This window comes from Sediminibacterium sp. C3 (genome assembly GCF_000508085.1).
In the GTDB taxonomy this organism is placed as follows: domain Bacteria; phylum Bacteroidota; class Bacteroidia; order Chitinophagales; family Chitinophagaceae; genus Sediminibacterium.
Genome location: NZ_KI669560.1, coordinates 934,360 through 955,885 on the forward strand (window position 1 = coordinate 934,360; position 21,526 = coordinate 955,885).

17 protein-coding genes, 1 pseudogene and 1 riboswitch are annotated in these 21,526 nt (G+C 40.2%); of the genes and pseudogenes, 12 read left to right on the plus strand and 6 right to left on the minus strand.

Translation table 11 applies throughout. The features are described 5' to 3' along the window. Positions 1 to 276: 276 nt before the first annotated feature. On the plus strand, positions 277 to 1,947 hold the full coding sequence (locus F777_RS0104420) for a sodium/sugar symporter (RefSeq protein ID WP_026750989.1): 1,671 nt from the start codon (positions 277 to 279) through the stop codon (positions 1,945 to 1,947). Positions 1,948 to 1,949: 2 nt separating this feature from the next. Here the strand turns inward: F777_RS0104420 and F777_RS0104425 are convergent, their stop codons facing one another. The 5 genes from F777_RS0104425 to F777_RS0104445 form a co-directional block, all read right to left on the minus strand. Beyond that, entirely contained in the window at positions 1,950 to 2,528 is a 579-nt protein-coding gene (locus F777_RS0104425) for a MarC family protein (protein WP_026750990.1), read from the minus strand. A 25-nt stretch (positions 2,529 to 2,553) separates the two neighbouring features. Continuing rightward, positions 2,554 to 3,159, minus strand: a complete 606-nt coding sequence (gene cobC / locus F777_RS15685) for an alpha-ribazole phosphatase (protein ID WP_051408424.1) — start codon at positions 3,157 to 3,159, stop codon at positions 2,554 to 2,556. After that, positions 3,144 to 3,986 carry an adenosylcobinamide-GDP ribazoletransferase gene (locus F777_RS0104435; protein WP_026750991.1) on the minus strand — a complete coding sequence of 281 codons (843 nt, stop codon included), beginning with the start codon at positions 3,984 to 3,986 and terminating at the stop codon, positions 3,144 to 3,146. The genes cobC and F777_RS0104435 overlap by 16 nt, the downstream gene beginning before the upstream one ends. A 23-nt stretch (positions 3,987 to 4,009) precedes the next feature. After that, positions 4,010 to 5,035, minus strand: coding sequence for a nicotinate-nucleotide--dimethylbenzimidazole phosphoribosyltransferase (gene cobT / locus F777_RS0104440; RefSeq protein WP_037369125.1), 1,026 nt, complete (start codon positions 5,033 to 5,035; stop codon positions 4,010 to 4,012). 82 nt (positions 5,036 to 5,117) lie between these two features. Then, entirely contained in the window at positions 5,118 to 7,049 is a 1,932-nt protein-coding gene (locus tag F777_RS0104445; RefSeq protein ID WP_026750993.1) for a TonB-dependent receptor plug domain-containing protein, read from the minus strand. A gap of 113 nt (positions 7,050 to 7,162) precedes the next feature. Beyond that, positions 7,163 to 7,368, minus strand: a riboswitch (cobalamin riboswitch). A gap of 13 nt (positions 7,369 to 7,381) precedes the next feature. Between F777_RS0104445 and F777_RS0104455 the strand changes: the two genes are divergently transcribed. From F777_RS0104455 to F777_RS17570, 5 genes are all read left to right on the plus strand, one after another. Continuing rightward, entirely contained in the window at positions 7,382 to 8,722 is a 1,341-nt protein-coding gene (locus tag F777_RS0104455) for an APC family permease (protein ID WP_026750995.1), read from the plus strand. A gap of 107 nt (positions 8,723 to 8,829) precedes the next feature. Beyond that, positions 8,830 to 10,290: a TolC family protein gene (locus tag F777_RS0104460; RefSeq protein ID WP_051408425.1), complete on the plus strand. Its 1,461-nt coding sequence runs from the start codon at positions 8,830 to 8,832 to the stop codon at positions 10,288 to 10,290. 10 nt (positions 10,291 to 10,300) lie between these two features. Then, a complete protein-coding gene (locus F777_RS0104465; protein ID WP_026750997.1) occupies positions 10,301 to 11,680 on the plus strand; it encodes an efflux RND transporter periplasmic adaptor subunit in 1,380 nt (459 codons plus the stop codon). 91 nt (positions 11,681 to 11,771) lie between these two features. Continuing rightward, a complete protein-coding gene (locus tag F777_RS0104470) occupies positions 11,772 to 12,767 on the plus strand; it encodes an NAD(P)H-dependent glycerol-3-phosphate dehydrogenase (protein ID WP_026750998.1) in 996 nt (331 codons plus the stop codon). A 53-nt stretch (positions 12,768 to 12,820) separates the two neighbouring features. Next, positions 12,821 to 13,192, plus strand: coding sequence for a helix-turn-helix domain-containing protein (locus F777_RS17570; protein WP_071790309.1), 372 nt, complete (start codon positions 12,821 to 12,823; stop codon positions 13,190 to 13,192). Here the strand turns inward: F777_RS17570 and hemW are convergent. Beyond that, the gene (gene hemW, locus F777_RS0104480) at positions 13,189 to 14,313 is read right to left on the minus strand and encodes a radical SAM family heme chaperone HemW (RefSeq protein WP_026750999.1); all 1,125 of its coding nucleotides are present in this window, start codon (positions 14,311 to 14,313) and stop codon (positions 13,189 to 13,191) included. The genes F777_RS17570 and hemW overlap by 4 nt on opposite strands. Before the next feature lie 425 nt (positions 14,314 to 14,738). Between hemW and F777_RS18560 the strand changes: the two are divergent. The 6 genes and pseudogenes from F777_RS18560 (at position 14,739) to gldN (ending at position 21,345) form a co-directional block, all read left to right on the plus strand. Further along, positions 14,739 to 15,337: pseudogene (locus F777_RS18560) on the plus strand (DUF4271 domain-containing protein). A gap of 30 nt (positions 15,338 to 15,367) precedes the next feature. Further along, complete coding sequence (locus F777_RS15695; RefSeq protein WP_081720460.1) at positions 15,368 to 16,309, plus strand: uroporphyrinogen-III synthase; 942 nt, start codon at positions 15,368 to 15,370, stop codon at positions 16,307 to 16,309. 271 nt (positions 16,310 to 16,580) lie between these two features. Then, positions 16,581 to 17,864 (plus strand): T9SS ring complex lipoprotein PorK/GldK, encoded by a 1,284-nt coding sequence (locus tag F777_RS0104495; RefSeq protein WP_026751001.1) that lies wholly within the window; start codon positions 16,581 to 16,583, stop codon positions 17,862 to 17,864. Between the two features lie 23 nt (positions 17,865 to 17,887). Then, the gene (gene gldL, locus F777_RS0104500) at positions 17,888 to 18,631 is read left to right on the plus strand and encodes a type IX secretion system motor protein PorL/GldL (protein ID WP_026751002.1); all 744 of its coding nucleotides are present in this window, start codon (positions 17,888 to 17,890) and stop codon (positions 18,629 to 18,631) included. Positions 18,632 to 18,679: 48 nt separating this feature from the next. Continuing rightward, positions 18,680 to 20,221 carry a type IX secretion system motor protein PorM/GldM gene (gene gldM / locus F777_RS0104505; RefSeq protein WP_026751003.1) on the plus strand — a complete coding sequence of 514 codons (1,542 nt, stop codon included), beginning with the start codon at positions 18,680 to 18,682 and terminating at the stop codon, positions 20,219 to 20,221. A gap of 8 nt (positions 20,222 to 20,229) precedes the next feature. After that, complete coding sequence (gldN, locus tag F777_RS17170; RefSeq protein WP_051408426.1) at positions 20,230 to 21,345, plus strand: type IX secretion system ring subunit PorN/GldN; 1,116 nt, start codon at positions 20,230 to 20,232, stop codon at positions 21,343 to 21,345. The last annotated feature ends 181 nt before the right edge of the window (positions 21,346 to 21,526 follow it).

Genomic DNA, 21,526 nt, shown 5'->3' on the forward strand with positions numbered 1-21,526 from the left:
TCACAGCGGACAAGGACTTTACAACCTCGACAGACAGAAGGCCAGCTTATAACATGAACTGTGCAGTACATAAAAATGCACCTATTTTTTGTAACTTGAACATGATTTAACCTACAATCCTGTATATACAGTCCGACAATCCTGGCTTGCTAAGCGAGTCCGACAATCCCGACCCACCCACCCCCCACAATTGAGAAAAAAATCTCTCCCCATCCACACAAACACATTTGATTATTGTATAGCTTAGGTACACCTAAACGATAATAACCAAGCTGTATGAATGCATTGCAAACAACCGATTACCTGGTATTCTTATTTTATTTTATCCTAGTAGCAGGATATGGTATCTGGGTATACCGCAGAAAGAAGGCAAAAGAAGCCAGTTCCAAAGATTATTTTTTAGCAGAAGGGTCTTTAACCTGGTGGGCAATCGGGGCCTCATTAATTGCATCCAATATATCAACAGAGCAATTTATAGGAATGAGTGGTAGCGGTTTTAAAATGGGATTGGCCATTGCTAGTTACGAATGGATGGCGGCAGTAACCTTAATTGTTGTAGCTATTTTCTTTATGCCGGTATATCTGAAAAACAAAATTTTCACGATGCCGCAATTTTTGCAGGTACGATACAACGATACCGTAGCCATGATCATGGCAGTATTCTGGTTATTGCTTTATGTATTTGTAAACCTCACTTCTATTTTATTTTTAGGTGCATTGGCTATCAGCAGTATCTCGGGTATTTCTTTTACAGTATGTATGATTGCACTGGGTTTTTTTGCAGTCCTAATCACGCTGGGAGGGATGAAAGTAATTGGATACACAGATGTCATTCAAGTATTCTTTTTAATCCTTGGTGGATTAGCAGCAACTTATATAGCCTTAAACTTAGTAGCAGAACAAAATGGAACTACTGGATTAATCAACGGTTTTAAAGTATTAACAGATAAGGCAGACGATCATTTTCACATGATTTTAAAACCTGATAACCCAAGCTTCTCAGATCTACCAGGGTTAACGGTTTTAATTGGGGGATTATGGATTGCCAATTTAAATTATTGGGGTTGTAACCAGTACATTACTCAACGGGCACTGGGAGCGGATTTGCCAACTGCCAGAAATGGGTTGCTATTTGCTGGTTTCTTAAAATTAATCATGCCAGTTATTGTAGTGTTGCCAGGTATTGCAGCTTATGTAATGCATCAACAGGGGTATTTTCAAACTGAATTATTGCAAGATGGCGAAGTGAATCCAGACCGTGCTTATCCCGTATTGTTGAATTTATTACCGGTGGGATTAAAAGGGCTCTCTTTTGCAGCCCTCACTGCAGCGGTAGTAGCTTCTCTTGCAGGGAAGGCCAATAGTATTGCAACTATTTTTACTTTAGATATCTACAAAAAGAAAATAAACACTGCTGCAGGTGAGCAACAAATGGTGAACATTGGCAGAATTTCAATTGTTCTTGCCATGCTATTAGCCATGGCGGTTGCACCGTTTATGGGCATTGACAAAAAAGGAGGCTTCCAATACATTCAGGAATATACAGGCTTTGTTTCGCCCGGTGTATTTGCCATGTTCTTCCTTGGCTTCTTCTGGAAAAAAACAACTTCCAATGCAGCACTGTTTGCAACCATCGGTGGATTTGTTTTGTCTATTTTATTCAAGTTCATGCCCGCATATATAGATCTTTCCTGGCTGGCTTCATCTGGTTATGCAGTAGCCAATGCAGAAGGGGTTTTTGAAATTCCTTTCTTAGACAGAATGGGCATTGTATTCCTAATCTGTATTGTTTGTATGTATTTTATTAGCATGTGGGATGCCAAACGGGGTATTCAAACCAATGGCCTGGAGGTAGATCGCAGCATGTTTAAACTGCATCCTTCCTTTGTGGTAGGAGTATTGGTTTTATTCGGAATTATTACCGCTTTGTATACAGTGCTTTGGTAAGCTTACTTACCAAAAGCGGCAATGTTGGTACTAAAGATTTTAACGGCAATAGCAATCAGGATTACACCAAAGAATTTTCTAACGGCTAGTAATCCTGATTCGCCTAAGGCCCTTTCAATTACTTTGAGTAATCGTAAAGTGATATAGACTACCAGAAGGTTTATTAAAATACCAAGTAAAATATAGAGTTCTTCAAAATTCGCTTTCAAAGACATGATGGTGGTAAGGGTTCCGGAGCCTGCAATGATAGGAAAAGCAATGGGTACAACGCTACTACTTTTGGCATTGTTGTCTCCTTTAAAAATTTCATGGCCCAATACCATTTCAAGACCGAGTAAAAAAATCACGATAGAGCCACCCACTGCAAAGGATCGAATATCCAGTCCCAGTATTTTTAAGAAGGGCTTCCCGGCAAATAAAAACAAAATCATCAATGCTCCTGAAATCAGGGTCACCTGAATGGAGCGAATGCCCCCCATTTTTTCTTTTAATGAAATTAATAAAGGGATCGAACCTACAATATCAATTACCGCAAACAATGTAAAAGTTACAGTTAGCAGTTGATCAACCTGAAATTCCATAGACTTGTTTTTTTAAAGATACAATTTATGAAACAGTTGGACGATGCCATTCTTTACCTTGACGTGAATGATTGTATAAAAGCTCATGTTTCAGCCCGTTATCCGTTAAACTGATTTTTACTACACAACCATAATGGAGTGTGAATACATCAAAGGATTCCTTTAAAGGTGTATTCGTGATATGCGAGAGAATACTTCTTAAAACTCCCCCGTGCGCAACAATTACCGCAGGTTCTTTGCGCAATGCTATTTCATTAAAACGATTCACTACTCTTTCATGTAAATCAACATAGCTCTCACCATTGGGTACCCGAATATTTACAAAGTCGTCCATCCAGGGTTGAATCTCTTCTTTTGGAATATCGTCCCAGCGTTGCAATTCCCAGTTTCCACAATTGAGTTCCATCAGGTCTTCGTGCACATCTATTTCCATTCCATCAAAAAGGGCATCAGCCAGTTTTTTACAGCGTTGTAAAGGACTACTATACACTTTTAAGTCCTTCTGCGGCAAGTGGGGTTTAATGGCTTCTACTTCTTCTAAAAATGTTTCCGTTATATCCAGGTCTGCCTGGCCATAGCAAATCCCCTTCTCAATATTGGGAGTAGTATGTCTAATCAAATAAATTTCCATAAGCATAAACATCCTAAATAAAATGCAATTTCACAAACTTGTTGGGTTGCTCCTAAGCAATCTCCTGTATACCCCCCAATCCATTTTTTAAAATACCGAACAGCAAAAAGCTGAACAATAAAGGGGGGCACTTGTACCCAGAATAAAAAAGATAAAAACCAGGAAATAAATGTTATATCAAGGTGAAAATGATTCAACTCGCTAACAGGCGTGTAAAGAATAGTAAAGAATAGGGCAAGGGGAGCAAAACTGCCTAAAGCCAGAACGGCTGTTTCTTTGCTGGTCAGTTTTCTGTCGGCAAGCGGTTTTGATTTACTGGCATCAATATCTTGCACGTATATTAACTTCTGCATCAGGGTAGTTGCCCAGAACCGGCTATTGGCATGCGCTGCAATTATTCCGAATAATATAATGCCAGCAGGAAAATTTTCTGTTAACTCCAGTAACAATAAATACTTGGCAAACAATATTCCAATCAGACCAATTACTCCATAAGTTCCCAGTCTGCTGTCTTTCATGATGGTCAGGATTTTTTCTACTGTCCATCCGCCGCCAAAAGCATCACAACAATCGGCAAAACCATCTTCATGAAAAGCCCCGGTTAATAAGATAGTTGTCAGCATTGAAAACAAAACAGATAAAGCGGGAGAAAATACAAAACTGCTTGCCCATAATACCAATCCACCTGTTAATCCAACGATGATACCTACCCAGCTGAAATATCGTGCAGAGCCCTGTAAATTTTCCTTGCTATAGGGAAGATTACCCACATTAATGCGGGTAAAAAACATAATGGCTGTTTTGAATAAAATCCACTGCTGGCCCATTCCTGAAATTTTGTGGAAGATAATTATTCTGTAGCAGTACTTACACCTGCTTGTTCAAAGGATGCCATCTGGTTGATGAATGCCACTGCGGATTGAATAATGGGGATGGCCAGGGAAGCCCCGGTTCCTTCACCCAATCTTAATCCTAATTGCAGTAATGGTTTTGCCTTCAGGTACTCCAGCATTTTTGTATGCCCCTGTTCCAGGCTATTATGTGCAAAGAGGCAATTCGATAGAATCTCCGGCGATATTTTCGCTGCAATCAATAAAGCAGCTGTTGCAATAAAGCCATCCACCACAATAACCATCTTATTTTCGGCCGCAGATAAATAGGCGCCCACCATCATGGCAATTTCAAAACCACCCACGGCAGCTAATAACTTCAATGGGTCATTGCCTATTTGTGTAACCTGATGCAATGCAGCTACTTTTTCTAAAGTGGCTAATTTAGTTTTGTATTGGTCCTCATTGGTTCCCGTTCCAATACCTACACAGGCACTGAGGGGTAAGTGGGTAATGCCATGCATAATTAAAGCTGCGGCAGAACTATTGCCAATGCCCATTTCTCCAAAGCCAATGCAATTGCACCCTTCAGTAGCAATCTTTACCACCAGTTGTTTGCCAACTGAAATACTTTGCTCAACCTCATTTTGAGTTAGGGCTTCGCCATCTAAATAACTCCGGCTCCCCATACCCTGTTTGGCATGAATAAAATTGTCTTGTTGCAAGTGTCCCAGGTCTGCATTTACGCCAGCATCCACTACAATCAAATCCTGATGATGCAATTGGGTAAAAACATTTATAGCTGCACCACCCTTTAAAAAATTCAAAACCATTTGTGCAGTAACTGCTTGCGGATAAGGGTTTACTAGCCCTGTAGCAGCTATGCCATGATCCCCTGCAAAAACAAGAATCGTTGGTTTTTTTATTGCAGGAGAAGTAGTGGATTGAATTAATCCTACCTGTAATGCAATCTCTTCCAATGTCCCCAAAGCTCCGATAGGTTTGGTTTTACCATTGATTTTATTTTGCAGTTGATCATTTAGCATAGCGTAGTATTTAGATATTTAGTGGGTAATATGCAAGTTGGTATAATGACACGACCTTTAACAAAAACAACCAATTGATTGTCTAAAGTTGAAGTGAAATGCCGCTGTTCACTATAAACGGAATTCCGTTAAAGCCTCTCAAATCGGTAAATCGGTTGTTCGTTATATTTTGTGTATCAATAAAAATTTTCAACTTTTCATTGTGCCTATATTCCGCGTATGCACCCAGCAAAAAATAGGCAGGCAATAATACATCTGCTCTTCTGAAGCCACCAATATCAGATCTGCTTCCTACGTATTTACCGCTGATTGAAACAGACCATTTGGGTTGATTGTATTGTAGCACTACATTGCTCTGGAATCCAGGCCTTCTAAGACCGTATACATAGCCTGTATCTTTAAAGTTAACACGGCTCTGTGTAGAATCGGTCATGCTTAGATAGGTGAAATTCATTTTCAATTGCATGGATTTGCTAAGCTGTACATTGGTTTCATATTCTACCCCCAATGCAACCTGCTTTATAAAGTTGTAGTATTTGTTGCGTACATAATCGTAATCAATGCCATTATTGGTATTTCTGTAAAACCCTACCAAACGACTGCTGAATCCGTTATACTGATGAGACATTCCAATTTCTATACCCGTACTGGTCTCAGCTTTTAGGTCTCTTCTGCCACTGAAAGTATCAAATAGTTGAAACAAAGAGGGAGTTTTAAAAGCGGTTGCCACACTTCCAAAAATGCGCAATTGCTCATTTATTGCATAGGAGGGATTAAAAGTAAATGTGGTGCTGTTGCCGTAAATAGAATGTTTGTTCAATCTAAATCCTGCATCTGCAAAAAATCCCTTTAAGCTACTATACTGAAGAGAACTGTATACTGAAGTTTGATGAGTACTGGTGTCTGCAAAACCGGAATTGAAAGGGCCAAAACTGCTCACCGATCTGAATTGATTATTCATGCTTGCGTAACGGTATTCAACTCCTTGCAGCAAAGACAATTGCTGGTTAATTTTAATATTGGCATAGATTTCTGCAAACTGTGTTTTACCGAAGTATTGATTTCGTTGAAAATAACTGAAGACACGCTTATCTAAACTATCCCTTTCGTATCCTCTGTTGGTTTCGCTGTACTGGTAATTGGCAGTTAACTGTAAGCCCTTCGTTTTATAAACAGCTCCCCATCCGGTATTTAGCAGATTGTTTTTTAACTGATAATGTTTGTCGTCACTGAATACGCCGGCATCAATACCTGCTCGATACTGGCTGTACATGCCATATCCTTTTAGCAATAGTTTTTCTGAAACTGCATACTGAATGGCTGCGGTTGTTGTATTCCCATGGTACCCATCACCATCATAATCACGGTTGCCCGAGGTATCCGTAGCTGTGCTGAATCCATTGGTATTTATGGATGCATTGCGCAAAGTATAGCTGAGTTTTTTCCATTTCCCGTATACCTGCAGATTGCTTTTAAAACTATTCAAATTGCCTCCGGTCAGTGTAGCTTTTACATTGACTGGTTTGTTTACATTCTGCTTGACCGTAATAATATTGATGACGCCGGCAACTGCATCACTTCCGTAAACAGTGCTCTGTGCGCCACGGCACACTTCTATTCTTTCCACATCGTTGATGGAAAATAAATTCAGATCAAATTCATTGCCAATTTGTGACGGGTCGTAAACAGGGATGCCATCCATTAGTATCAGGGTTCGGCCACTATTGGCACCCCGCATGAATACGGTCTGGTTGGTACCTGCATTGTTCAATGCCCCATTGATGGTTAAGCCTACCGTTTCATTTAATACCTGTCCCAATGATTTACCGGCACTTCTAGAGAGCTCAGCAGGTCCAATTACAGTAATTACTTTACCGGTAGTGCTTTGTTTTTGTTCCTGCTTATTGGCAGTTACTACCACTTCGTCCAGCACATTGGTGCGCAGACTGTCTTTTTGTGCATACAGGTTAGCACCTGACAGCAAGGTTAGGAAGAGCGTTAATTTTTTGCTCATTGTCCATTTCATTTAAGGTTAACAATGAACTTCCAGGAAAATAAAAAAACGGCGAAAAATAAACTACTGCTGCAGCAGCACTTTAGATTCCATGCTTTTCACCCGAAAGCCGTGAATACTTGTTTGCTATTGGCAGGTCTTCTGGCTCCCCACCTTTTGAATATCCTTCCCATCCCTATTTTTTGGGACAGTGGTTGCAGTGATTCAAAAGTTAGCCCTGAGGCATGGGTTACAGCTACGGGGATAGCGCCGGATTCGCACCGGACTTCCCTTTTAATCATCTGACTGAGGCAGATGAACCAGTAACGCAGCAAATGTATATATTTATCCTTATGAAAGGGAATCAACAACTAAATGTTTTTAGTTTCACCATGATTGTAGTGGGTCTGGTGATTGGTATGGGAATTTTCAGATCGGCTGCAACCAGTGCACAGCATGCCATTGAGCCTTCCGTTTATTTTGCGGCCTGGCTAATGGGCGGATTTGTGGCTTTATGCGGTGCACTTACTTATGCTGAGATTGGTAGCAGGTTTCCGGCAACTGGAGGCTACTACAAAGTATTTTCTTATGCTTATCATCCCAGCATTGCCTTTGCCATCAACTGTATTATTTTAATCAGCAATGCAGCAAGTTTAAGTGTGGTAGCGATTATTGGAAGCGGATACATCGCCAAACTTTTTCCGGGTACACCATGGACCGATGTAGACAAAGCATTGTTAAGTGCAGGCGCCATCATTTTATTTTATCTGATTAATCTGCGTGGACTAAAAATGAGTTCTCGTGCCCAGAATATTCTGATGATTATTAAAATTGGAATGATTCTGGTTTTGATTGCGGCCTTGTTGTTCCCTTACGATGCTAGTTCGGCCGCAGCCATTGCTGAGTCTGCTACAGTTTCAATCCCCCCAACCCCTGAGATGAGCTGGATACAAAGTCTGGGGTATAGTTTAATTGCTGTGTCTTTTACTTATGGCGGCTATCAGCAAACCATCAATTTTGGTTCTGAAGTTAAAAACCCTGCACGTAATATACCCAGAGGTATTTTCTTTGGAATCACCATTATTATTGTGCTGTATCTGTTGGTGAATTTCAGCTATTACCAGATTGTAGGTTTTGAGCAAATGAAAGGAGAAAGGGAAATTGCCTATGCAGTAATCAATAAAGTTTTCGGACCCAAGGGTGCTGCTGTTTTTTCCTTCTTTTTATTCTTTGGGGTACTGGCTTATGTAAATGCCTTACTAATGAGCAACCCAAGGGTGATGTTTGCCATGAGTGATGAAGGCTCAATCCCTAAAATATTTTCAAAACAAAATGAAAAGAACGGGGTGCTGGTGGTTTCTTTAACCGTTTTTGCAGCCACCTGTCTGATCATTTTATTTTTTGCGCAAACATTTGATGCGATTCTGAATTTTACCATTTTCCTGGACTGCTTTGGAATGGTAGCTTCCAGTGCTACTATTTTCAAATTAAGGAAGCAAACCAAACACCTGGATGGCACGGGGATTTATAAAATGAAATTATTCCCCTTATTGCCGCTGATTTTTATGGCCACTTATTGTTTTGTTGGAGTAAGCATTGCCATTCAGACACCCCAGACAGCACTGGTGGGTACGGGGGTACTAGCTGTTTTTATGGCCATCTACTTCATCAGTCAGCGATTAAAAAAGGGATAAAAAGGGTTTAAACTGCCTTTCATACGAGTTTAAACACAAAACCATCCCTTTCCTTTCCGTCTGTCTAAATTCTGTAAAAGCCTCGCTGAATAACTTATTTTTGTTCTATGAGGAATTTACTTTTAACCGTGTTCGGTTGTTTTACGTTGGGAGGGCAATTAATGGCCCAGCCTTCAACAGACAAATGGAACCTGCAGCGCTGTGTTGAATACGCTGCCAAAAACAATATTTCTGTTAAGCAGGCGGATGTTCAGGCACGTTTGGCAGCATTGGAGGTAGAGCGTACTAAACTGGCCCAATATCCTTCGGCCAGTGCCAATACGAATGTGGGTACTCAATTTGGTAGATCCATTGACCCTACTACCAACTTATTTACCACTACGCAACTATTATTCCAGCAGCTGAACCTGAATGTAAACGCCACCGTTTTTAACTGGGGCGCTTTAAAAGCAGACAAGCAAATTGCCGGATTCAACGCACAGGCGGCTTTAACAGATATCGAGAGAATTACTAACGATGTTTCTTTAAGTATAGCAACGTTTTACTTGCAGGTAGTAGCTGCTAAACAGCAGATTGCGATTGCGGAAGTGCAGGTTGGACAAACAGCTTCTCAGCTGGGCTTTACCCGTAAGCGGGTAGCAGCGGGAACCCTTCCGGAATTAAGTGCAGCAGAAATTGAGGCACAATTAGCGCGCGACAGCAGTACATTGGTGAGTGCAAAAGCTACTTATCAACAGGCGGTGATTCAGCTGAAAGCTGCGATTAATCTGGATATGGCAGTTCCCTTTGACGTGGAAATTCCTGCCGTTAATGCCATACCCCTGCAGCCAATTGGAGAATTGGATCCTGCTATTTTGTATCAGCTGGCATTGAATAATCAGCCCGCACAAAAAGTAAGTGACCTTAGAATTAAGTCGGCCGAAGCTTCTATTAAAAGAGCTAAGTCTGCTTTTTATCCTACTATTTCTGCCTTTGGTGGTATGGGTTCCAACTTTGCCAATGCGGCAACTACCGTAACAGGCGCCAATATCATCGGCGTAAAACCAACTACCAATTTTGTAACCGTGAACAACCAGAACTATCAGGTATTTCAACCGGATATTCAGTTAACATCGAGCAAGCGAAATTTCTTTCAGATGTGGAATGGTTGGGGTGGTCAGATTGAGCAGAACTTCAGACAAAACTTTGGATTTAATATTCAGGTTCCCATTTTTAATGCGGGTTCTGCACGCTTAGGCTATGAACGTTCTAAACTGAATTTACGAACTGCTCAGATCAGCAGACAACAGGCAGATCTTACTTTGCAGCAAAATATTTATCAGGCGCATACCAATGCCACTGCAGCCATGCAACGTTTTCTGGCCAGTGAAAAATCGGTAGAAGCTTCTCAGAAAGCATATGACTATGCAAGTAAACGTTTTGAAGAAGGTTTGTCTACAACGCTTGACTTAATTACCAGTCAAAACAATTTATTGAGAGCAAAGCTTGATCGTTTGAACAACCAGTTCGATTATATTTTTAGAATCAAACTTTTAGAATTTTACAAAGGCCAAGGAATCAAATTATAAAAAGCAATTTATGAGTAAGAAGTTAATCTGGATTATTGTAGGACTGGTGGTAACGATTGGCGTTATCATTGGGCTGAAAAAAGCAGGCGTGATAGGAAAGGAAGAAGGCATCAAAGTAACTGCAGAAGCGGTTCAGCGCAGAACCATTATAGAAACCGTGAATGCCAGCGGAAAAGTATATCCTGAAATTGAAGTAAAAATAAGTCCCGACGTGAGTGGGGAAATTGTGGAATTAGCTGTTGCGGAAGGAGATACGGTAAAACGCGGTCAGGTATTGGCCAGAATTTATGCAGATATCCTGAATTCACAAAGAGACCAGGTAGCTGCGGGTGTAAGTCAGCAAATGGCACAAGTGTCTAATACAACCGCACAGTCTGCCGCTATTAAAGCCACATTGGATCAGGCAGAAATTCAGTACAATCGCCAAAAGAAATTATTGGAAGAAAAAGTAATCAGCCGTCTGGAATTTGAACAGGCTGAGCAGGCTGTAAAATCGGCACGTGCCAATTACAATGCTGCTATGGAAGGCATTAAAAGTGCTAAGGCAGGGGTTCAGAGTGTTCAGGCACAATTGAACAGAGCCAATAAAGATATCGGCAGAACTTTAATTACTTCTCCTATGGATGGAGTCATCAGTTTGCTGGCCATCAAAAAAGGAGAACGCGTTGCAGGTAATAGTTTTAATGTAGGTACTGAAATGATGCGTGTAGCCGATATGCGCAGCTTTGAAGTAAGAGTAGATGTTGGTGAGAACGATATTCCAAAAGTGAAAATCGGGGACACTGCCATTGTTGAAGTAGATGCGTATACATCCAGAAAATTCAAAGGTATTGTTTACAAAATTGCCAATCCAAGTACCGGTAATACTTTAGCAGCGAATGCAACAGCAGAAGTGACCAACTATAAAGTGCATATTCGTTTATTACCAGAAAGCTACAATGACCTGGTAGTTCCGGGTAAATCTTTTCCTTTCCGTCCGGGTATGACAGCCAGTGCAGATATTCAGACCAGAAGCAAATATAATGTATTGTCTGTTCCTTTGAATGCGGTAACAACCAGAGACAGCAAGGAAGATCAGAAAGAAAAGAAAGACGAGAAGAAAACCGACAACAAAGTGGCACAGGTAGAAAAAACAGAACAAAAGTCTGTTTCTTCAGATGATACCATTGAAGAAGTGGTTTTTGTTTTGCAGACGGATAATAAAGTGAAAAAAGTGAAAGTGAAAACAGCTATTCAGGATCTGAATAATATTGAAGTAACAGAGGGATTGAAAGAGGGGGATAAAGTAATTACAGGTCCTTACTCCATTGTGAGTAAAATGCTGAAAGATGGTAATTTGGTAACAATTGTGGAGAAGGATAAACTATTTGAGGAAAAGAAAAAAGACTAACTTCTTTTAATATAGGTATGCAAATGGACGGCTCCTGCCGTCCATTTGTTTTTCTGTATGTTTGCTGAATTAATAGCGATAAATCAGCCATATGCAGTTTGGAATCATAGGAGGGGGTAGCTGGGCAACCGCATTAGCCAAAATCCTCACAGATAACGGTAACACCATTCACTGGTATATCAGAAACGAAGAGAGTATTCAGTCTTTCAAGAAACGAAGACACAATCCTCATTATTTAAGTTCAGCCTATTTTAATCCGGCACAATTACACCTGGATGCAGATATTAACGCTGTGATTGAAGCATCTGAAGTAGTTGTAGTTGCTGTTCCTTCTGCTTATGTAGAAGAAGCTTTGTTGCAGGTATCACCCGAAAAATGGACAGGTAAAAAAATTGTTTCGGCTGTTAAAGGAATAACACCAACAAATAATCAGCTCCTGCATGAGTTTCTAGCAGCGCATTTTCAAATACCCTTAGAGCAGTATTTTACTTTATTAGGTCCCTGTCATGCCGAAGAAGTAGCTGCTGAAAAGCTTTCGTATCTTACTTTTTCCGGGGTTGACGCAGGTCAGACAGAATCAATTGCCAAATACTTTACTACGGATTACATTAATACAGTGGTTAATACTGATGTTGTTGGGGTACAGTATGCTGCCGTAATGAAAAATATTTACGCGTTGGGTGCTGGAATTGCCCATGGCTTGGAATACGGGGATAATTTTCTGAGTGTTTATATAGCCAACTGTGCCAGCGAAATGAGTGGATTTTTAGAAAAAATTGCCCCGGGATCCTGCCAGGAGAAAAACTATACAGCATCCGTGTACTTAGGCGATTTACTGGTAACCTGTTACTCACTTTATAGCAGAAACCGCACTTTCGGGAATATGTTGGGGAAAGGCTATTCGGTTAAGTCTGCTCAGCTGGAACTTAATATGTTACCTGAGGGATATTTTGCCAGTAAATGTATAAATAAGACCAACCAAACGGTTCAAGCAGCCCTTCCAATTGCAGCTGCCATCCATGATATTTTGTGGGAAAATCTGCCTGCCGAAGAGGGTTTTAAACAAATTGAGGGTTTTTTGCAATAATTTTTAAACAAATTGCGGCTTAAATATGTATTAAAAGCCTAAACTGTTTAAAAGTGCCAGAAACCATTATTCGCAAAGTAAGAGAACAAAGAAACTACACACAGGAATTTGTTGCCAAGCAAATGGGAATTTCTCAAAATGCCTATAGCAAAATTGAGAATGGATATACCCAGTTAACCGTAAGGCATATAAAAGATCTTTCCAAAATTCTGGAAGTTTCCATTATGGAGTTATTAAGGGATGATTTTGAAATACACCGCCCGAATCATATTCAGAAAGAAAGCGTGTGTAAAGAAAATCTGTTAATGTCATTAGATAAGATTGCTGGAAAGATCAATACCAAGCACCCTCAGAAACACGATTTTTATCCGATTGTGATGAGTTTGTTGCAGACTATTGATAACACGGTAGACAATATTCACTAATCACGAAATAGTTCAGCGGCAATGCCATCAGCCATGAATTTTCCTGCCGGGGTAATCCGGAGGTGTTCATTGCTGCATTCCATTAAGCCTTGTTGAATAAATTTCTGAGCTTCAGCAACCAGCGGAACGAAAATTTCTTTCTGACCAATAATATTCAACCTCTCAGCAGAAATACCTTCAACTGTTCTTAAAGCAGTCATGATATATTCATTGATTTGCTGAGCAGTGGATAATTCTTCAATTTCAAATGGAATTTCCCCTTTTTTGATGGATTGAATATACAGTGAATTGTTGCTGATATTCCATTGTCTGCTCTTTCCATTGTAGGAATGTGCAGAAGGGCCGAGACCCAGGTAATGGGCGCCGGACCAATAACTTGAATTATGTTTGCTTCTTTTTCCGGGCAAGGCAAAATTAGAAATTTCATATTGTTCATACCCAGCTTCCCCCGTGATAGATTGCAGCATTTCAAACTGTTCTGCCTGATGTTGCGTATCTATTTCAGGCAATTCCCGGCGATTAATTTTCAGCGCCAGAGCTGTCTTCGGCTCAACAGTAAGGGCATAGCAGGACAAATGAGGTACACCCAAATCAATAGCTGTTTTTAGATTCAATTTCCAATTTTCATGAGGTAATGTAGGACCCCCATAAATCAAATCAATGGACAGGTTAGTGATGCCAGCTTCCTGGGCCTGCTGTATGCAATCCCTTGCCTGCAGGGCATTGTGGGCTCTTCCCATCCATTGTAAATCGCTTTCCTGAAAAGACTGAATTCCGACACTGAGCCGGTTAATTCCCAGGTTTTTCCACTCTCTTACTATGTGCGGGTCTATATCATCCGGATTGGCTTCTAGTGTTATTTCAGCATCATTGCTAACTTTAAAATATTGGTGAATAGTGTTGAGCAATAAGCTTATATCGGCAGACTTAAGCAAGGAGGGAGTACCACCGCCAAAGTAAATGGTTTCAACCGTATCGGAAAGGTAATGCTGCTGCAGCTTTATTTCCATTGTCAATGCATACACCAGGTCTTCCATTTTCTGTTGGTTGGTAGAAAAATGAAAGTTGCAGTAATTGCATGCTTTTTTGCAAAAAGGGATATGTAGATATATGCCGGACATGATAAATTAAAAATTAAAATTAGCATTGTTCTGTTAACCTGAACGTTTAATAAACTGCAATCAATATTTTTGTGTGGATGCGCAATCGTTTATTTCTAGTAATGGTCTGTTTTTTAAGCATGCAGTGGAATGCTGCACAGCAGGATTCAAACCGCCGGATTCAGCAGCCCGCTGAAATAATGCAGGACACATTCCGGATTCCCGCGGATAGCGCATCTGTAGCAGATAGTCTGGCGGCCGACAGTATTAACCGGGAGCAGATGGCATTTGAGAAACCAGTTCAATGGATTGATACCAGCACTTACAAAAGAATTGCATATCATCCGTATCTGCCTTTGAATCAAGCTCCGGTTTTTATGATTGTGGATTATAAGGAGAAGCAGTCTAAGGATGCATTGTTCTACACGGTACTTTTTTTAGTATTCATGTTGGGTTTTATAAAAAACGTTTTTCCAAAATATTTTCAGAATCTTTTCCGTTTGTTTTTTCAGACATCTTTAAGACAGAAACAAACCAAGGATCAATTGGAACAGGATGGACAGGCTTCTCTTTTGATTAACCTGTTTTTTCTTTTGTCTGCGGGTTTGTTTATTACTTTAATGATTCAGCACTACCGATGGCTGGATATGCCCTATTGGATACTGTATGCTTATTCAACGGCAGTACTGGCAATTATTTATTTTGGAAAATACCTGTTTGTTTCCTTTGCTGGCTGGGTCTTTAATAATAGTCAGTCGGCATCTTCCTACTTATTTCTTGTGGCTGTGGTCAACCGTATCATGGGGGTGGTCTTGCTCCCCCTTATTGTGGTAATGGCTTTTGCAGAAGCACCCATTGCCGTTATTGCCCTCACCATTTCTTTCGGTGTTGTAACATTGTTATTTTTTACCGTTATATTGTCTCATTTGGTTTGCTTAGGTCTGAGTTACAGGTGAATCCTTTTCATTTTTTCCTTTACCTTTGCGCTGTAGAAATTTTACCAATGGCCTTGATTTATAAGCTGTTGGTTGAAAATTTAGGCTGATATTTTACAATTGCAAAACACAGAGCAAGCATGAGCAAAAACGGGGCTAAGCAAGGCGTAAATGCAAGACCAGCCAGGAAGATTCTGATTTCACAGCCCAAACCTGAGAGTGAGCGTTCGCCTTACTTCGATTTGGAGCGGAAATACAATGTTGAACTGGTATTCCACCCTTTTATTGTACTGGAAGGCATTCCTGCCAGAGAATTCAGGAAACAGAAAATAGACGTGCAGCAATACACGGCCATCATTTTTACCAGTCGAAATGCGATTGACCATTTTTTCAGGATGTCAGAAGAATTAAAGCTAAGTATTGCTCAGGATACCAAATATTTCTGCATTACTGAAGCGGTTGCCTTGTATTTGCAAAAATTCATTTTGTATAGAAAACGCAAGGTTTTCTACGGAGCAGATGGGACTAATAAAAGTATGCTTGATGTAATCAATAAGCATAAGGAAGCTGAAAAATTCCTTTATGTATGCAGTGAGAACCAACAGGATAATGAAATCTGCGGCTGGTTAAAAAACAATCACTGTGATTTTCAGCTGGCTTATATGTACAGAAGCATCAGTAACGATATCAAGCCCGTATTGCAGAAGAACGACTACGATATGATTTGCCTTTTTACACCAAGCGGAGTAAAAAGCCTTTTGGATAATTTCCCTGATTTTAAACAGAATGGAACTGTATTTACAGCATTTGGTAACAACACTTCCAAAGCGGTAGTGGATGCTGGTTTTGAACTTCAGATTCAGGTTCCTAGTCCTCAAAGGCCCAGTATGGTTGCTGCCCTGGACTTATTTTTAGCGAATCCACCTGCAGAAAAAACAGCCCAGAAAGTGCCTGGAATATCATCCGTTAAGTCTTCTTCCAGACCAGCAGGCAAGGCTATAGATAAGCCAGCTGTTAAATCAGCCAAACCCGCTGCCAAAAAGAGTGCAGTGAAAACGCCCCTTAAATCTGTTAAAAAATAAATATATAAAACCCCTCAAATGAGGGGTTTTTTGTTGGTTGTTCAGGCAACATTTCGTCTTTTTTTTCGTTCTAATTTATCTTTAGCAATTATGTAACAACTTTATAAGTAATTTGCCTTTGACAGGCCCTATGAACAAAACCTATTTAGTTGAACTTAATTAGTTATTATTGATTGTAAAATTTACTTAAAAACCATTTGATACAGTACATTTTAATCGTGCTCAGTCATTTGAAACAATATATTTGCTCCTGTCAAAATCAATTGTGGTCATGAATAGACATTTTTATTGGGTTGTAACGGCAATTTGTGCGTTAACGGTCACTTCCTGTAACTTGTTTAAAAGCAAGGGAGGAAAGGGTTTGCCAGACGATGGCCAGCTTCATGGTGTGGCTCCTGCTGCCAAACAAAACATGAATGCACCAAGAAATATGGTGTATATCCAGCCGGGTACTTTTCATATGGGACCCAGCGATGAGGATATCAGCTACCAATATACTACCCGTAACAGACAGGTTTCTATACCTGGATTCTGGATGGATGCCACAGAAATCACGAATGACCAATACCGTCAGTTTGTGAACTGGGTCAGAGATTCACTTTCTTTCAAAATATTATTTGGACAAGGAATCAATAAGGAAGATGATACCATGGCGGTTGATTGGGCAAAAGTTAAAACCATCAAGTGGGACAGAAAAACAGTTGAACAGCTAAATGAACTGAATCTGGCACCAGACAACAGATTATATGGTAAGCCTGAAATTGATCCTGATAAATTGGTTTACCGTGTTGAATATTTTGATTTGGCTGAAGCTGCTAAAAGAGAGAACGCCGGGCAGCCCAGAAAGAACTTTATTGTAAAGAGAAACCAGAAAGTATATCCTGATACCCTGGTTTGGATGAGAGATTTCTCTTATTCATACAATGAACCAATGACCAAGCGTTATTTTTCTCACCCTTCATTTGGGAATTATCCAGTGGTTGGGGTAACCTGGAAACAGGCAATGGCTTTTTGTAGCTGGAGAACGCATTATCAGAATGCTTACCTCGCCAAAAGGAATTTGGCATACGATGGAGACTACCGTTTGCCTTCAGAAGCAGAATGGGAATACGCTGCAAGAGGTGGACGAACCAACTCAATGTTTCCATGGGGTAACTATTATACACGTAATAAGAAAGGCTGTTTGTTAGCCAACTTTAAGCCCGGAAGAGGAAATTATGCAGAAGACGGCGGATTCTACACAGTTAAAGCAGATGCTTACTGGCCCAATGATTATGGCTTATATAATATGAGCGGAAATGTTGCGGAATGGACGGGCTCTTATTTTTATGAAGGGTCTTATAATTTCTTGTCTGATATGAGTCCGGATGTTCGTTATGATGCTAAAGACTCTGATCGCCCCCGTGAAAAGCGTAAGGTTATCAGAGGTGGTTCCTGGAAAGATACACAGTATCAGATTCAGGTTAGCACACGTAACTACGAGTATCAGGATACAGCAAAATCTTATATCGGTTTCCGTTGCGTAATCGATTTGGCTCCTAAAATGAAAAAATAAAATAAACTACAAAAAATACAATTATGGCTTCAGGTGTTTCTCCTACAGTTAATCGCGCGGTAAACGTTGTTGTATCTCTTGGTGCTGCCGTGGTGATTTTTGGTGCAATGGCAAAAATCCTTCACCTTTCTTGGGCCGACTGGGCACTAAAAATTGGTTTAACAACTGAGGCATTGATTTTCATTATCTATGCCATTTTACCTCCTCCGGATATGGGTGCACCAGTAGTAGTTTCAGATTCTGGTAACCCTGCATTAAAAAGCATGGAGAAAATGCTGGCAGAAGCGGATATCACTCCTGCAAATCTTGGAAAATTAAGTGAAGGCTTTAAGAAGCTGGGAACTACCGTAGAGAAAATGGGCGAAATCAGTGATGTAGTAAAGTCTACCGGCGATTTCAGTGCCAATTCAAAAGCAGCCGCAACTGCATTGGGTTCTGTAGCTACCGCTGTAAACGGTGCAGTACATTCCTTGTCTAGTTTTGAAGCTGCTGCAGAAAGCAATAAGCAGTTCCATTTACAGGTTCAGGGATTAACCAAAAATCTTTCTTCCTTAAATACCATTTACGAGTTGGAATTACAGGAAAGCAATAATCATTTAAAGGCGTTGAATCAGTTCTATGGTAAATTATCAGCTGCTTCTGAAGCGATGAACAGCACAGCGGAAGATGCACAGAGAGCCAAGGAACAAATTGCAGCATTGGCTACCAATCTTAGCAAATTAAATCAGGTGTATGGCAATATGCTTACTGCAATGCAAGGCAGATAATTGTTTTGGAATAAAATTGAACAACGCATTTAGATAAATAAAAATAGTATGGCATTACCTAAGGAACCGCGGCAGAAGATGATTAACATGATGTATCTCGTGTTAACAGCTTTGCTTGCACTAAACGTTTCTTCAGAAATATTGAATGCTTTTAAAACCGTAGACAAGAGTCTGATGACGGCGACCGGAGTAGCGGAAAAAAAGAATTCTGAAATTTTTAAATCATTCCAGAAAAAAGTTGAAGATCCTACTACAAGAGAGAAAGCTGAAATCTGGTTACCCAAGGCACAGAAAGCAAAAGCACTATCTGATGAAGTATACAATTACATCGAGGCATTGAAAGCTGAGTTAAAAAAAGAAGCCGGTCTTAAAATGGTAGATGGTAAGGAAGATTTTAAGGAAGATGATCTGGATGCAGCAACCCGTTTGTTTATTTCCGCACCTCCAACCGGAAAGGCAAAAGGAAAAGAATTGTACGACAAGTTGAAGAATTTTAAAGACCAGTTATTGGCTATTGACCCGGAAATGAAAGCAGATATTGCCGCCAATCTTCCCTTGGATTTGCCAGAGGTAAAATCTGAAAAAGATAAGGAAGAATGGGCTTATACCTTCTTTCATATGACACCAACTGTTGCAGCCATTACTATACTAAGTAAGTTTCAGAACGATATTAAAAACAGTGAATCAGAAGCGGTTGAATATTGTCACAAAGAAATCGGAGAAGTTGAATTGGTGTATGACCAGTTTCAGGCGATTGCCAATGCAAATGCCAGTTACATCATGCCGGGAGAAGAAATTATCATTAACGCTGGTGTGGGTGCTTTCAATAGCGCTTCTCAACCCAAGGTTTCTGTAGACGGTGCATCTGCTACTCCTACAGCAGACGGTTCTTTTGAATATAAGTTCAGACCCAATGCTAGTGGCTCAAAGAATGTAACAATTTCCTTTGTGAAGCCAGACGGTACAACCGCATCAGTTACCAAGGAAATTAAATACACCGTAGGTGTTCCTTCGGGATTAGTTGTATCTACTGACAAAACCAGGGTATTCTATCAGGGCTTAGAAAATCCATTGAGTGTTACAGGTGGAAGCGGTGACGAGAAAGTGAGTGTAAATGTGGAAGGAGCCGGCATTAGCTATCGTAAAGCCGGTCCTGGTCAATATATTGTTACTGCCTCAAATTTAGGTTCTGCTACAGTTATTGCTACCGATGGCAAAAACAGCCAGCGCATTGTGATACCTGTTAAGCGTGTTCCGAATCCAATGGCATCCGTTGGTGGTAAATCTGGTGGTCCCATTGCAGCCAATGCATTTAGAGTACAACGTGGGGTAGTTGCTGAATTAAAAGACTTTGTATTTGAAGGAGTAAAATATGAAGTTGTTTCTTTTACCCTTATTTGTACTGGAAGAGGATTTGAAGAAAGCGGATTTGGTATTGCGGAGGTTTCAGGTGCTTATTTTAATGCAGAAGCCAAAGCCTTACTAAACAGATGTCAAGCTGGTTCAACAGTAGTGATTGACGAAATTAAAGTAAGCGGACCCGGTGGTACCCGCTTATTGGATCAAAATATTTCATTTACCTTACAATAAGTGTGTGTATGAAAAAGATGGTATATGCAGGATGGTTAATGGGTTTGGCATTGGTTGTTTCAACTGGTTTAATGGCTCAGTCTAAGTACAAGAAACCTGCCCCTAAAAAACCAGCAACAACAAATAAAACGGCAGCAGCTAAAAATGCGGTTAACCAGGTTAATCCGGCTGCTGATACCACAATAACACCCAATAATAATATTAGTGGTACATCCCGATACAGAAACAGCAACAATACAGCTCTTGGCACAAACAATACAACCGTAACAACCAATAATCCATCTGCACCTGTTACATACAGTTATGACACTACTGTACAGGGTGGGTTTGGTGCTAAACCGGAAGTTTCTTTAAGAAACAACTATGCTATGCTGAGAACACAGGTTAGAGATCGTAAACCATTGGAATACGAAGATCTTCGTGAAGACGATGCTGTATTTAGTCATTTTATCTGGAGAGAGATTGACGCAAGAGAAAAAATGAACCAGTCATTTATGTATCCTGCACAGGATGACAATGGCGACCAGCGATTCTTTTCTTTGTTATTGAGCGCAATTAAGAATGACAGCGTGGTTGCTTTCTCTTCCGATAACGATCGTTTTACCAAGCCATTGACTACCGCACAGGTATTGGCCATGGTGGAAGGAGGGTTGGATACAGTTGATGTAACAGATCCTGCTACCGGTGCAGTTGAAAAAGTAATTACCAAGAAACCCAAATTTAGTCCTGATAGTGTGTACACTTTCAGAATTAAGGAGCAGGTAATCTTCGATAAGGAAGCGAGTCGTATGTTTACTAGAATTCTGGGTATTGCACCAATTGCAAAACAAGTGGTAGCTGGCAAGTCAATGCCAAGGGTTTTATTCTGGGTTTATTATCCGGATATCAGAGCCTCTTTAACCAAATTTGATGTATACAATCCTAAAAATATTGCAGCCAGAATGACTTGGGAGGAACTGTTCGAAAGCCGCTTTTTTAGTAGCTATATCATAAAAAGCACTATTAATAATCCTGGCGACAAGTCTTTAAGTGCATTTATAAAAGATCCATTGTTCAGATTACTGGAGGGTGAGAATATCAAATCAAAAATCATGAATTATGAACAGGACCTTTGGGCTTATTAAGAAAGCAAAAGGCTGATAGTAAAGTAACCGATCTTATATATTGGGGGCCTCAAGCCCCCATTTTTATGCCCTTAACTTTGTGATTTTCTTTATTCACATCTGTAGGATAAAGTTTTTTTTATATTTTCTGAGGGATACTGTAATTTCACTCTGGTTTTTCATAGGATATTGGATTTTAAAA